We start from the raw sequence: 13,580 nt of genomic DNA, 5'->3' as shown, positions 1-13,580 counted from the left end.
GTGAGAGAGCGTGACGACGACGGGCAGGCGCGCACTCCTCAGGGCGGGCGCGCTGGCGGGAGCGGCGGCGGGAGCGACGGCCCTGGTGGGCTGCACCGCGTCCGGCGAGGGCGGCGGGGGTCCGCGGAAGCCGAACGCCGCCGAGCTGGAGGCCGAACGGGTGGCGCGCGCCGAGGCCGCGCTGCGGCTCCGCTCGGTGACGGCCTCGCGCGACCTGCTGGAACGTTACGACGCGGCCCTCGCCGCGCATCCCGTGCTCGCGCCCCGGCTGACGCCGCTGCGGCGGTCGGTGGCGGCGCACGCGCAGGCGCTCGGGGAGGGCGGGACGACGGTCCCGACGGCGAGCTCGTCCCCGTCCGCGTCCCCCTCCCCGTCCCACTCCCCCACGGCGGCCCCCTCCGCACGCGCGCGCGTGGCGGCCGATCCACGGGCCGCCCTCAGGGAGCTCGCGGCGGCCGAGCGGGCGACCTCGGACCAGTACGCGAAGGCCCTGGTCACGGCCCCGTCCGAGTACGCGCGGCTGCTCGCCTCGGTGGCGGCGGCGGGGGCCGCGCACGCGTACCTGCTGACCGAAGGAGCACCGGCATGAGCGCCCTCGACGCGGCCCAGGCGGCGCTGGCCGCCGAACACGCGGCGGTGTACGGGTACGGGGTCGTCGGCGGCCGGATCGGCGCCGCCCGCCGCACCGAGGCCACCGCCGCGTACGAGGCCCACCGGGCGCGCCGGGACGCGCTGCGCCGGACCGTGCGCGACCTCGGCGGGACGCCGGTGGCGGCGGAGGCGGCCTACGCGCTGCCGTTCGCGGTCGCGGACACGGCGGGCGCGGTGCGGCTCGCGGCCGTCCTGGAGGACCGGGTGGCCGGGGTCTACTCCGATCTCGTACGGGCCGGACAGGGCCCGCTGCGGAGCGAGGCGGCCGCCGCGCTGCGGGAGGCGGCCGTGCGTGCCGTCCGCTGGCGCGGCAGCCACGTAACCTTTCCTGGGCTCGCCGAGCGAGTGTGACTCCCCGGCCCCGACCAGGTCGACCGAACGGCAGAAGGACAACGCACGCATGGCTTTCGAACCGCCGCAGCGACTCGTACGGGCACTCGGCGAGACGTACGGGGAGACCGCGGCGACCGAGTGGCTCGGGCCGCTTCCGGAGCACGCGCGGGCCGTGGCGGACCACGCCTCGCTGGCCGCCGAACGGGTGATGGCGCCCGGCGGGCGCAGCAGCCTCGTCCTGCTCGTCCGGCGCCCGGACGACTCCCCCGCCGCGCTCAAGATCGCGCCGTCGTTCGCCCGCCCCGACCTGGAGCGGGACGCGCTCGCGCGGTGGAACGGCTGGGGCGCGGTGCGGCTGCTCGACGAGACGGCCGAGGGCGGGCTCGTCCTGGAGCGGCTGCACCCCGAGGTCTCGCTGCGGTCGCTGCCGGAGGCCAAGGCGCTCCTGGAGGCCGCCGGAGCCGTACGGAAGCTGTGGGTCGAGCCGGCGGACGGGCACGGCTTCGAGTCGGTGGCCGAGCGGACGGGCCGCCAGGCGGAGGCGATGGAGCCGTACCGGACGGACCCGGCGACCGCGGAGCTGACGGACTCGGCGCTCGCGGCCCGCGAGGAACTGCTCGCGATGCCGGTCGAGTCGCTGCTCCTGCACGGCTGCTTCCGTCAGGGCAAGGTGCTCGCCGGCGACCGGTCGCCGTGGCTCGTGGTCGGTCCCGAGCCGCTGGTAGGCGAGCGGGCCTACGACCTCGCCCGGCTGGTACGGGACCGGGTCGAGGACCTGGTGGGCGCCTCGGCGGGCGCGGCGACGGCGCGCCGGCGGGTCAACAAGCTGGCGGACTCGCTCGACGTGGACCGGGAGCGGCTGCGGGGCTGGACCCTGTTCCGCGCGGTCGAGTCGGGGACGCGGGCGCTGACGGCGGGGCGGCGGCAGGACGCGGAGCTCCTTCTGGAGTTCGCGAGCTGGCTGTAGGGGAATACCCTTTTCATACGGTTCGTCCCTTCCGATTGAGGGGGCCGTGATGATCGAAGAGCTGCTCATGGCAGCGGCCGGCGCGGCCGCCGCGACCGCGGTGTACGCGGGCGCGGCGGCGCGGGTGGTCAAGCAGTACGAACGCGGGGTCGTCTTCCGCCTCGGCCGGCTGCGCAGCGAGGTGCGCGGGCCCGGATTCACGATGATCGTTCCGGTCGTGGACCGGCTGCACAAGGTGAACATGCAGATCGTCACCCTGCCCGTACCGGCGCAGGAGGGGATCACCCGGGACAACGTGACCGTCCGGGTGGACGCGGTCGTGTACTTCAAGGTGGTCGACCCGGCGGACGCGCTGGTGCGGGTCGAGGACTACAAGTTCGCCGTCTCGCAGATGGCGCAGACCTCGCTGCGGTCGATCATCGGCAAGAGCGACCTCGACGACCTGCTCTCCAACCGGGAGAAGCTCAACCAGGGACTGGAGCTGATGCTCGACAGCCCCGCGATGGGGTGGGGCGTCGCCATCGACCGGGTCGAGATCAAGGACGTGTCCCTGCCCGAGACGATGAAGCGCTCGATGGCCCGGCAGGCGGAGGCGGACCGGGAGCGCCGGGCCCGGGTGATCAACGCGGACGCGGAGCTCCAGGCGTCGAAGAAGCTGGCGGAGGCGGCGGGCGTGATGTCGGCGGAGCCGGCGGCGCTGCAACTGCGCCTGCTGCAGACGGTGATGGCGGTCTCGGCGGAGAAGAACTCGACGCTGGTCCTGCCGATCCCGGTGGAACTGCTGCGGTTCCTGGAACGGGCGACGCCGGACGCGTCGGCGGCCCCGCACACGGCCCCGCCGCAGCCCTACACGGGCCCCGCGCCCGTGCCGCCGCTGTACGGGGCGGAGCAGGAGATCGAGGACCTCACGGGCGCGTCGGCGGAACCGGCCCCGCGCGACGCGGCGGCCTGACCGCCGGACGCGGCGCGGGGCCCCCGCGGGGGCCCCGGCCTAGGTGTGACGCGGCTGGTGACGCGGCTGGTTACGCCGACAGACGGGCCAGGGCCTCGTCGACGGTGAGCTCCTCGCGCTCGCCCGTGCGGCGGTCCTTCAGCTCCACGACGCCCTCGGCGGCGCGGCGGCCGGCGACGAGGATCTTCGGGACGCCGATGAGCTCCGCGTCGGTGAACTTGACGCCCGGGGAGACGCCCGCGCGGTCGTCGACCAGGACGCGGAGGCCGGCGGCGGCCAGCTTGTCGGAGACCTCCAGGGCCAGCTCGGTCTGGAGGGCCTTGCCGGCGGCGACGACGTGCACGTCGGCCGGGGCGACCTCGGAGGCCCAGCACAGGCCCTTCTCGTCGGCGGTCTGCTCGGCGAGCGCGGCCACGGCGCGGGTGACGCCGATGCCGTACGAGCCCATGGTCACGCGGACCGGCTTGCCGTTCTGGCCGAGGACGTCGAGCTTGAGGGCGTCGGCGTACTTGCGGCCCAGCTGGAAGATGTGACCGATCTCGATCGCGCGGTCGAGCTTGAGCCCGGTACCGCACTTGGGGCACGGGTCGCCCTCCTCGACCACGACGACGTCGACGTACTCGGAGACCTCGAAGTCACGGCCCGCGACGACGTTCTTCGCGTGCATGCCCTCCTTGTTGGCGCCCGTGATCCACGCGGTGCCGGGGGCGACGCGCGGGTCGGCGAGGTACGTGACCTTCTCCAGGCCCTGCGGACCGACGTAGCCGCGGACGAGGTCGGCGCGCTGCGCGAAGTCCTCCTCGGTCACCAGCTCGACCGTGGCCGTGGCGCCGAAGTGCTCCTCGACCTTGCCCATGTCGACCTCGCGGTCGCCGGGGACGCCGATGGCGACGATCTCGCCGTCGACCTTCACCAGGAGGTTCTTGAGGGTGGCGGAGGCCGGCACGCCCAGCGAGGCGGCGAGCGTCTCGATGGTGGGGGTGTCGGGGGTGGGGATCTCCTCGGCGGCGGGGACACCGGCGGCGTCGACCGGCTTCACGGCCTGGTAGACGGCCTCGGTGTTCGCGGCGAAGTCGCAGTTCGGGCAGTCGGCGAAGGTGTCCTCACCGGCGCCGGCCGGGGCGAGGAACTCCTCGGACTTCGAGCCGCCCATCGCACCGGCGGTGGCGGCGACGATCCGGTAGTCGAGGCCGAGGCGCTCGAAGATCCGCTGGTACGCCTGACGGTGCAGGCCGTAGGACTCGGCGAGGCCCTCGTCCTCCGTGTCGAAGGAGTAGGAGTCCTTCATGAGGAACTCGCGGCCGCGCAGGACGCCGGCGCGCGGACGGGCCTCGTCGCGGTACTTGTTCTGGATCTGGTAGAGGATCACCGGCAGGTCCTTGTAGGACGAGCACTGGTCCTTGACCAGGAGGGTGAAGATCTCCTCGTGGGTGGGGCCGAGGAGGTAGTCGGCACCCTTGCGGTCCTGGAGGCGGAAGAGCTCGGCGCCGTACTCCTCCCAGCGGCCGGTCGCCTCGTAGGGCTCGCGGGGCAGCAGGGCGGGGAGCAGGACCTCCTGCGCGCCGATGGCGTCCATCTCCTCGCGGACCACGCGCTCGACGTTGGCGAGGACCTTCAGGCCGAGGGGCAGCCAGCTCCAGATGCCGGCGGCGGTGCGGCGGACGTAGCCCGCGCGGACGAGGAGCTTGTGGCTGAGGACCTCGGCGTCCGCCGGGTCGTCGCGCAGCGTCTTCGCCATCAACTTCGACATGCGCTGGACCGGTGCGTTGGCCATGGTTCTCGTACTCCCGACGGGTAAGGATGGTAGGGCCGAGGTTAGCCGGGCCATCCCTGGCAGGAGAAATCAGTTCCGGCGCTTGAGCGGGAGGGGCGCGCCCATGACCGCGTACGGGCGGGCCGCGCTCGGGAAGTGGACCTGGCGGGCGAGGTCCTCGTACCCGAGGGCGCGGTAGAGGCCGCGGGCCGGGGACTCGGTGTCGATCGCGGAGAGGATCGAGCGCGGTTCGGCGGCGCCGTCGGTGATCGTGGTGATCAGCTCGCGGCCCACGCCCCGGCCCTGGAAGTCGGGGTGGACGTGGAGTTCGGTGATGACGAAGGAGTCGACCAGCCAGTCGGCCGTTTCCGTGGCGCGCAGGTACGGCTCCACGACGGTCGACCACCAGTGCGTGCGGTCGTTGGGCATCCCGTACACGAAGCCGACGAGCCGGCCGTCGGGCGTGGTGGCCCCGTAGGCGCGGGCGCCCGGGCACATGAGGTGGCGCAGCACGATGTGACGGCGTACGGCGACCTCGTCGCGGTCCAGGCCGAAGGCGACCGCCTGCACGGCGAGGGCCTCGTCCACCCGGGCGGCGAGGTTGACCGGTCCGATCGCGACCTCGGTGATCCCTGCGTCATCCATGCGGCGCACCCTACAAGTGCCGGGGGCGTCGGCACAGCACGCTCGGCACAGCACGCCCGGCCCCGCGACGACGGCTCAGAACAGCACGCTCATGAAGGCGCCGGTCTCGCGGAAGCCGACGCGGCGGTACGCGGCGCGGGCGGGGGTGTTGTAGTCGTTGACGTACAGGCTGACGACGGGGGCGACGTCGGCGAGGGCGTACTGGAGGACGGCGGCCATGCCGGTCTCGGAGAGGCCCTTGCCCCGGTGCTCGGGGGCTACCCAGACGCCCTGGATCTGGCAGGCCTGGCGGGTCGCGGCGCCGATCTCGGCCTTGAAGACGACCTTGCCGTCCTCGAAGCGGGCGAAGGAGCGGCCGGCGCCGACGAGCTCGGCGACCCGGGCCTGGTAGAGGAGGCCGCCGTCGTTGGCGAGCGGCGAGATGCCGACCTCCTCGGTGAACATGGCGACACAGGCGGGCATGATCGCGTCCATCTCGTTCTTGCGGACGCGGCGGACCAGCGGGTCGGGGTCGACCGTGGTGGAGGGCTCCTCGGCGATCATCAGGGGCTGGCGGGCGCGGACGTCGCGCGCGGGGCCCCAGCTCGGTTCGAGGAGCCGCCAGAGCAGGGCGGTGGATTCGGCGGGGCCGACGATCGAGGAGCAGCGGCGGCCGATCCTGCGGGCCCGGTCGGCGAAGGCGCGGACGGCATCGGGGCCTGCGCAGATCGGGACGAGGTTGGCCCCGGAGTAGCAGAGGGAACGGAGACGCCCCTGGTCGTACCAGCCCCACATCTCGCCACCGAGGCGCCAGGGGTCGAGCCCGGCGACCTGGACGCGGGCGGTCACGAAGGCGTTCTCGACGGGGGCGCTCTCCAGGACGGCGAGTGCGGCGCCGAGATCGGCGGGTTCGAGGACCCGGGTGGTCGTCTGTGTCAACACGAGGGGGCCTCACCGTGCGGGTTCTGCTGGTCTCCGCACTTTACCCCCACCCCCCTTTTCGGGGCTCGGTTCGCCTCCGGGGCGCCAGAGCCGGGCTCACAGGGTGACCCGCCCATGAGTGAAGCCCCTCCGCCCGGTGGGGCGGAGGGGCTTCACGTGGTGTGCGGCGGGGATCAGACGCCGATGGCGACCGACGGCTCGCCGCTGGCGACGCCGTCCTTCTCCATCTGCTCCGCGATCTTGAGCGCCTCTTCGATGAGGGTCTCGACGATCTTCGACTCGGGGACGGTCTTGATGACCTCGCCCTTGACGAAGATCTGGCCCTTGCCGTTGCCGGAGGCGACGCCGAGGTCGGCCTCGCGGGCCTCGCCGGGGCCGTTGACGACGCAGCCCATGACGGCGACGCGCAGCGGGACGGTCATGCCGTCGAGGCCGGCGGTGACCTCCTCGGCGAGCTTGTAGACGTCGACCTGGGCGCGGCCGCAGGACGGGCAGGAGACGATCTCCAGGCGGCGCTGGCGGAGGTTGAGCGACTCCAGGATCTGGATGCCGACCTTGATCTCCTCGGCCGGGGGCGCGGAGAGCGAGACGCGGATGGTGTCGCCGATGCCCTGCGCGAGCAGCGCGCCGAAGGCGACGGCCGACTTGATGGTGCCCTGGAAGGCCGGGCCCGCCTCGGTGACGCCGAGGTGGAGCGGGTAGTCGCACTGGGCGGCGAGCTGGCGGTAGGCCTCGACCATGACGACCGGGTCGTTGTGCTTGACCGAGATCTTGATGTCGCGGAAGCCGTGCTCCTCGAAGAGGCCGGCCTCCCAGAGGGCGGACTCGACGAGCGCCTCGGGGGTGGCCTTGCCGTACTTCTTGAGGAGCCGCGCGTCGAGCGAACCGGCGTTGACGCCGATGCGGATCGGGGTGCCGGCGTCGGAGGCCGCCTTGGCGATCTCCTTGACCTTGTCGTCGAACTGCTTGATGTTGCCCGGGTTGACGCGGACGGCCGCGCAGCCGGCGTCGATCGCGGCGAAGACGTACTTCGGCTGGAAGTGGATGTCGGCGATGACCGGGATCTGCGACTTCTTCGCGATGACCGCGAGGGCGTCGGCGTCGTCCTGGGTCGGGCAGGCGACGCGCACGATCTGGCAGCCGGAGGCGGTCAGCTCGGCGATCTGCTGGAGCGTGGCGCCGATGTCGGAGGTGCGGGTCGTCGTCATCGACTGGACGGAGACGGGTGCGTCACCGCCGACGGCCACGCTGCCGACCTGGATCTGGCGGCTCTTGCGCCGCTCGGCGAGCCGGGTCGGAACGGTCGGGATACCGAGAGAAATCGCGGTCATCTGAAGTGCAACCTCAAGGTTGTGCGTCGGCGGTCTCAGGTGTTCGAGGTTACCGCCCCGGGGGCGGGGGGCCGGACACGCGGGCGTCCGTCCCCCCTGGGAGCTACGTGATCTTCACCGGGTTGACGATGTCGGCGGCGAGCACGAGCAGGGTGAAGCAGACGAAGACACCGGCCACCACGTAGGCGGCGGGCATCAGCTTGGCCACGTCGAACGGGCCGGGGTCGGGGCGCTTGAAGAGCCGGGCCGTGTGACGGCGCACGGACTCCCACAGGGCGCCCGCGATGTGGCCGCCGTCGAGCGGCAGCAGCGGGAGCATGTTGAACAGGAACAACGAGACGTTGAAGAACACCAGCAGGTTCATGAACATCACGAGGATCGTCGTCGGCGGCGCCTCGATCGTCATGAGCTCGCCGGTGATCCGGGCGGCGCCGACGACGCCGACCGGGGAGTCCTGGGCGCGCTCTCCGTCGCCGAAGGTGGCGTCCCACAGGCCCGGGATCTTGCCGGGGAGGGCGATGACGGAGTGGACGCCGTTCTCCAGGAGGTCGGTCATCCGCTCGGTGGTCTCGCCGAAGCTGAGGGGCGCGACCTCCGTCTTGGAGGCGAAGCCGAGGTAGCCGGCGTCGACGTAGGTGACGGGCTGGACGACCTGGCCGTCCTCGTCCTTCTTCGGCACCTTGTTGGTCACGAGCGTGGGGTGCAGGTCGACGCGCTGTCCGTCGCGCTCGACGGTGATCGTCGCCGTGCCGAGGGTGTCGCGGATGCGGTCCGAGAGCGTGTCCCAGTCGGCCACCGGGGTCCCGTTGAAGGCGACGATCCGGTCGCCCTCCTTGAGGCCCGCCTTGAACGCCGGGGAGACCGGGTCGCCGGCCTCGCACTTCTCGCGCTTGCTGCTCTGCTCGATCACGCACTTCTGGACGCCGGCGACCTTGGTCGTCTGGCCCTCGACGCCGAGCGTCATCATCGAGCCGAAGAACAGCGCGGCCGCCAGGACCAGGTTCATGAACGGTCCGGCGAACATCACGATGACGCGCTTCCACGGCTTGCGCGTGTAGAAGAGCCGGGTCTCGTCGCCGGGCTGGAGCTCCTCGTACGAGGCCTCGCGGGCGTCCTCGATCATCGAGCGCCACGGCGAGGTCGAGCGGGCCTCGATCTTGCCGTCCTCGCCGGGCGGGAACATGCCGATCATGCGGATGTAGCCGCCGGCCGGGATGGCCTTGATGCCGTACTCGGTCTCGCCGCGCTTCTTCGACCAGATCGTCGGGCCGAAGCCGACCATGTACTGCGGCACGCGGATGCCGAAGAGCTTGGCCGTGGAGAGGTGACCGAGCTCGTGCCAGGCGATGGAGACGAGGAGGCCCAGGGCGAACAGCACGATGCCCAGGGCGTACAGGAGTACTTCGGTCATGCGCGGGCCTCCGCTGTTGCCTTCGCTGCGAGCTCACGGGCCCGGGCGCGCGCCCAGGTCTCCGCTTCGAGGACGTCCGACACCGTGAGCGAGGTTCCCGTGGTGGGCTGTCCGTGCTCGGTGACGACCGCTGTGACCGTATCCATGATTCCGTTGAACGGCAGGCGTCCGGCGAGAAACGCCTCGACGCACTCCTCGTTCGCCGCGTTGAAGACGGCGGGGGCGGTTCCGCCCAGGCCGCCCACGTGGCGGGCGAGGCCGACCGAGGGGAAGGCCTCCGTGTCCAGCGGGAAGAACTCCCAGGTGGAGGCCTTGGTCCAGTCGAAGGCGGGGGCCGCGTCCGGGACGCGCTCGGGCCAGCCGATGCCGATGGCGATCGGGCCGCGCATGTCCGGCGGGGTGGCCTGGGCGAGCGTGGAGCCGTCCGTGAACTCGACCATCGAGTGCACGTACGACTGGGGGTGGACGACGACCTCGATGCGGTCGAAGGGGATGTCGTAGAGCAGGTGGGCCTCGATGACCTCCAGGCCCTTGTTCACGAGCGTCGCGCTGTTGACCGTGATGACCGGGCCCATGGCCCAGGTCGGGTGGGCGAGCGCGTCCTCGCGGGTCACGTGGGCCAGCTCCGCGCGCGTACGGCCGCGGAACGGGCCGCCGGAGGCGGTGACGACCAGCTTGCGGACGTCGGCGCGGGTGCCGGCGGCCAGCGCCTGGAAGAGCGCCGCGTGCTCGGAGTCGACCGGGATGATCTGGCCGGGCTTGGCGAGCGCCTTCACCAGGGGGCCGCCGACGATCAGCGACTCCTTGTTGGCGAGGGCGAGGGTGCGGCCGGCTTCGAGGGCGGCGAGGGTCGGCGCGAGGCCGATGGAGCCGGTGATGCCGTTGAGCACCGTGTGGCACGGGGAGGCGGCCAGCTGGGTGGCCGCGTCCGGGCCCGCGAGGATCTCGGGCAGCGGCTCGGAGCCGTACAGCGCCTTCAGGGCCGTACGCAGCTCCTCGGCCACCTCCTCGCGGGCGACCGCGACCTGCCGGACCCTCAGCCGGTGCGCCTGCTCGGCGAGCAGCCCGACACGGCCGCCGGAGGCGGCGAGGGCGGTGACCCGGAAGCGGTCGGGGTTGCGCAGGACCAGGTCGATGGCCTGGGTGCCGATGGATCCGGTCGAGCCGAGGACGACGATGTCCCGGCGTCCTTCGGAGACGTCGAAGGCGATGTGCGGATCGGCGAGAGGAGAGGGGCGGTCGCTCATGCCCCCCATTCTTGCCCCAAAGCCTGTGCGGTCTTCACGCGGTCCGGGTGTACCTGTGGAAAACCTCGTGGAAGTCCGGGAACGTCTTCTTCACGCAACCCGGGTCGTCGAAGGTGATCCCGGGCGTGCGGAGGGCCGTGACCGCGAAGGACATGACGATCCGGTGGTCCCCGTGCGTGGCGATCTCGACGGGTCCGGTCGGCGTGCCGGGGTGGATCTCGATCCAGTCGGGGCCGGTGTGGACGGTGATGCCGAGGCGGCGGAGGTTCTCCGCGCAGGCGTCGAGGCGGTCGCACTCCTTGACCCGGGTGTTGGCGACGTCCTCGATGCGGACCGGGCCGTCGGCGAAGGGCGCGATCGCGGCGAGGGTCGGCATGGTGTCCGAGATGTCCCGCATGTTGACGGTCAGTCCGCGCAGGGTGCCGGTGGACCGGACCGTCGTCTCCGTGTCGCCGATCTCGACGTCCGCGCCCATCCGGCGCAGCACGTCCACGAACGCCAGGTCGCCCTGGAGCGCACCCCTGCCGAGACCGGGGACCGTGACCGAGCGGCCCGGTTCGAGGGCCGCCGCGGCGAAGAAGTAGCTGGCGGTGGAGGCGTCGGGCTCGATGCCGTAGGTGAGGGCGCGGTAGCCGGTCGGCGCGACCTTGTACGTACGGCCCTCCCGGACGTCCTCCCGGACGACCTCCGCGCCGAACGACCGCATCATCGCGAGCGTGATCTCGACGTACGGCTCCGAGACCAGGTCCGTGACCGTGATGTCGAGGCCCTCGGCGGTGAGCGGGCCGAGCATGAGCAGGGCCGTCAGGTACTGGGACGACTGGCCCGCGTCGAGCGTCAGCGCGCCGCCCTTCACGCCGTCGGCGTGCACGGCGAGCGGGTGGTGGCCCTCCTTGTCGCCGTGCCGCAGGTCGACGCCGAGCTCGCGCAGGGCGGTGCTGAGCGGGCCGAGGGGGCGGCGGCGCATCTGGGCGGAGGCGTCGAAGCGGTACGTGCCGTGGCCGGCGGCGACGAGCGTCGGCAGGAACCGGGCGGTGGTGGCGCCGTCCCGGCAGTACACGTCGGCGGTCTCCGCGCCGGGACCGGCCGGGCGCCCGTCGATGTGCCAGGCGCCGGCCTCCCGCCGCACCCCGTACCCGAGCGCGCCGAGCCCCTCGGCGAACCCCTCCGTGTCGTCGGAGGCGAGCGGCCGCAGGAGGGTCGTGGTGCCCTCGGCCGCGGCGGCGAGGAACAGCGCGCGGGCGGTGACGGACTTGGATCCGGGGATGTCGATGACGGTCACGTCCCCCATCCTGCCCTGTGGGGGTACGCGCGGGCGTGGTGTTCCGGTCCGTGGACGGGGCCGTCAGCGCAGGCGGCGGTGGACGTTCTCGTGGGCCGAAGGGCCCGGGGGCGTGGGCGCGATCCAGGGGGCCTCGTCGGGCGGGGTCACGATGCCGGCCTCCAGCCACGTGTAGCGGTCCGTCAGGACGCCGTCCGCGATCCGGCGGTCCGCGTCGTCCGTGTTCGACCAGAGGCGGCCGAACAGCTCCTCGACCCTCAGGCGGGCCTGGCGGCAGAACGCGTCCGCGAGTCGCCGGGCCTCGGGGCCGTGGTCCGTCGTCGTCCGCAGGAGCTCCGCCCGCACGCACACCGCGCTCATCGCGAACAGTTCCGCCCCGATGTCGACGATCCGGCCGAGGAACGCCTGTTTGAGCTCCATCCGCCCCTGCCACCGGGACATCGCGTAGAAGGTCGAGCGCGCGAGCCTGCGGGAGGCCCGCTCGACGTACCGGAGGTGGGTCGCGAGGGCGCCGAACTCCCCGTACGCCCCCGGCAGCTGTCCCGGACCGGCGACGAGCCCCGGCAGCCAGCGGGCGTAGAAGCCTCCGGCCCGGGCCCCGGCCCTCGCCTTGTCGGCGAGCGAGGTGTCGGGGTCGATGAGGTCACCCGCGACGGAGAGGTGGGCGTCGACGGCCTCGCGGGCGATCAGGAGGTGCATGATCTCGGTCGAGCCCTCGAAGATCCGGTTGATCCGCAGGTCGCGCAGCATCTGCTCGGCGGGGACCGCCCGCTCGCCGCGGGCCGCGAGCGAGTCGGCGGTCTCGTACCCGCGCCCGCCCCGGATCTGGACCAGTTCGTCGGCGATCAGCCACGCCTTCTCGGAGCCGTACAGCTTGGCGAGCGCGGCCTCGATGCGGATGTCGTTGCGGTCCTCGTCGGCCATCTGGGAGGCCAGCTCGACGACCGCCTCCAGCGCGAAGGTGGTCGCCGCGATGAATGAGATCTTCGTGCCGACGGCCTCGTGCCGTCCGACCGGCTTGCCCCACTGCTCGCGGACCCCCGACCACTCCCTCGCGACCTTCAGGCACCACTTCCCGGCCCCCGCGCACGCCGCCGGGAGGGAGAGGCGGCCGGTGTTGAGGGTGGTGAGCGCGATCTTGAGGCCGCCGCCCTCGGGGCCGATGCGGTGCGCCGCCGGGACCCGGACCCGGTGGAAGCGGGTGACGCCGTTCTCCAGGCCGCGCAGGCCCATGAAGGAGTTCCGGTGCTCGACCGTCACGCCGGGCGCGTCGGCCTCGACGACGAAGGCGGTGATGCCGCCCCGGTGCCCCTCGGACGCGGGGACCCGGGCCATGACGACGAGGAGGTCGGCGACCACGCCGTTCGTCGTCCAGAGCTTCACTCCGTCGAGGACGTAGTCGTCGCCCTCGGGTACGGCGGTGGTGGCGAGCCGCGCCGGGTCGGAGCCCACGTCCGGCTCGGTGAGGAGGAAGGCGGAGAGGTCGGTACGGGCCAGGCGGGGCAGGAAGGTCTCCTTCTGCTCCTTCGTGCCGAAGAGCTTCAGCGGCTGCGGTACGCCGATCGACTGATGCGCGGAGAGCAGCGCGCCGACCGCCGGGCTCACGGAACCGACGAGCGCGAGGGCCCGGTTGTAGTACAGCTGGGTGAGGCCGAGGCCGCCGTACGCCGGGTCGATCTTCATCCCGAGCGCCCCGATCTCCTTGAGGCCGGCGACGGTCTCGTCGGGGATGCGGTCCTCGCGTTCGATGCGGGCGCCGTCGATCCGGGTCTCGCAGAACGTACGGAGCGTCGCGAGGAAGGCCTCGCCGCGCCGCACGTCCTCGGGGTCGGGCAGCGGGTGCGGATGGATGAGATCGAGCCGGAACCGGCCGAGGAACAGCTCCTTGGCGAAGCTGGGCTTGTGCCAGTCCTGCTCACGTGCGGCCTCGGCCGTCTGCCGGGCCTCGCGTTCGGTGACCTTGGGCGGGCGCTGGGCGGGTGCGGACATGGACGCCTCCTGGGGCTCCTGCTCCGGTCCTGGGCTTCCTGTCCGTCGTACCCCATGTCGAGGCGTCCGGAAAGACGGCGGGCGGGGACCCGCCACCG

12 protein-coding genes are annotated in these 13,580 nt (G+C 72.6%); 4 read left to right on the top strand and 8 right to left on the bottom strand.

Translation table 11 applies throughout. The features are described from left to right. Positions 1 to 10 precede the first annotated feature (10 nt). Genes ACFC0Z_RS13970 through ACFC0Z_RS13955 form a run of 4 tightly spaced genes read left to right on the top strand, consistent with a single transcriptional unit; the run spans position 11 to position 2,903 of the window. Positions 11 to 589 (top strand): hypothetical protein, encoded by a 579-nt coding sequence (locus ACFC0Z_RS13970; RefSeq protein WP_376436524.1) that lies wholly within the window; start codon positions 11 to 13, stop codon positions 587 to 589. Next, a complete protein-coding gene (locus tag ACFC0Z_RS13965; protein ID WP_376436522.1) occupies positions 586 to 1,002 on the top strand; it encodes a ferritin-like domain-containing protein in 417 nt (138 codons plus the stop codon). The genes ACFC0Z_RS13970 and ACFC0Z_RS13965 overlap by 4 nt, the downstream gene beginning before the upstream one ends. A 49-nt stretch (positions 1,003 to 1,051) precedes the next feature. Then, positions 1,052 to 1,951 carry an aminoglycoside phosphotransferase family protein gene (locus ACFC0Z_RS13960; protein WP_376436519.1) on the top strand — a complete coding sequence of 300 codons (900 nt, stop codon included), beginning with the start codon at positions 1,052 to 1,054 and terminating at the stop codon, positions 1,949 to 1,951. 49 nt (positions 1,952 to 2,000) lie between these two features. Then, on the top strand, positions 2,001 to 2,903 hold the full coding sequence (locus ACFC0Z_RS13955) for a slipin family protein (RefSeq protein WP_376436516.1): 903 nt from the start codon (positions 2,001 to 2,003) through the stop codon (positions 2,901 to 2,903). A 70-nt stretch (positions 2,904 to 2,973) separates the two neighbouring features. Here the strand turns inward: ACFC0Z_RS13955 and ACFC0Z_RS13950 are convergent, their stop codons facing one another. The 8 genes from ACFC0Z_RS13950 to ACFC0Z_RS13915 form a co-directional block, all read right to left on the bottom strand. Beyond that, on the bottom strand, positions 2,974 to 4,677 hold the full coding sequence (locus ACFC0Z_RS13950; RefSeq protein ID WP_376436513.1) for a proline--tRNA ligase: 1,704 nt from the start codon (positions 4,675 to 4,677) through the stop codon (positions 2,974 to 2,976). Between the two features lie 69 nt (positions 4,678 to 4,746). Beyond that, positions 4,747 to 5,301, bottom strand: coding sequence for a GNAT family N-acetyltransferase (locus ACFC0Z_RS13945; protein WP_376436510.1), 555 nt, complete (start codon positions 5,299 to 5,301; stop codon positions 4,747 to 4,749). Between the two features lie 75 nt (positions 5,302 to 5,376). Beyond that, positions 5,377 to 6,222 carry a GNAT family N-acetyltransferase gene (locus ACFC0Z_RS13940; RefSeq protein ID WP_376436507.1) on the bottom strand — a complete coding sequence of 282 codons (846 nt, stop codon included), beginning with the start codon at positions 6,220 to 6,222 and terminating at the stop codon, positions 5,377 to 5,379. A 173-nt stretch (positions 6,223 to 6,395) separates the two neighbouring features. Then, positions 6,396 to 7,553 carry a flavodoxin-dependent (E)-4-hydroxy-3-methylbut-2-enyl-diphosphate synthase gene (gene ispG, locus ACFC0Z_RS13935; protein ID WP_360807880.1) on the bottom strand — a complete coding sequence of 386 codons (1,158 nt, stop codon included), beginning with the start codon at positions 7,551 to 7,553 and terminating at the stop codon, positions 6,396 to 6,398. A 103-nt stretch (positions 7,554 to 7,656) separates the two neighbouring features. Beyond that, entirely contained in the window at positions 7,657 to 8,964 is a 1,308-nt protein-coding gene (locus tag ACFC0Z_RS13930; protein ID WP_376436504.1) for an RIP metalloprotease, read from the bottom strand. Then, positions 8,961 to 10,211 carry a 1-deoxy-D-xylulose-5-phosphate reductoisomerase gene (gene dxr / locus ACFC0Z_RS13925; RefSeq protein WP_376436501.1) on the bottom strand — a complete coding sequence of 417 codons (1,251 nt, stop codon included), beginning with the start codon at positions 10,209 to 10,211 and terminating at the stop codon, positions 8,961 to 8,963. The genes ACFC0Z_RS13930 and dxr overlap by 4 nt, the downstream gene beginning before the upstream one ends. Before the next feature lie 34 nt (positions 10,212 to 10,245). Beyond that, a complete protein-coding gene (gene aroA, locus ACFC0Z_RS13920) occupies positions 10,246 to 11,493 on the bottom strand; it encodes a 3-phosphoshikimate 1-carboxyvinyltransferase (RefSeq protein WP_376436498.1) in 1,248 nt (415 codons plus the stop codon). Between the two features lie 63 nt (positions 11,494 to 11,556). Beyond that, positions 11,557 to 13,482, bottom strand: a complete 1,926-nt coding sequence (locus ACFC0Z_RS13915; RefSeq protein WP_376436496.1) for an acyl-CoA dehydrogenase family protein — start codon at positions 13,480 to 13,482, stop codon at positions 11,557 to 11,559. Positions 13,483 to 13,580 lie beyond the last annotated feature (98 nt).

The organism is Streptomyces sp. NPDC056144 (assembly GCF_042264145.1).
GTDB lineage: Bacteria > Actinomycetota > Actinomycetes > Streptomycetales > Streptomycetaceae > Streptomyces.
The sequence above is the reverse complement of the archived record's forward strand: the minus strand, read 5'-3'. Positions and strand labels throughout refer to the sequence as shown.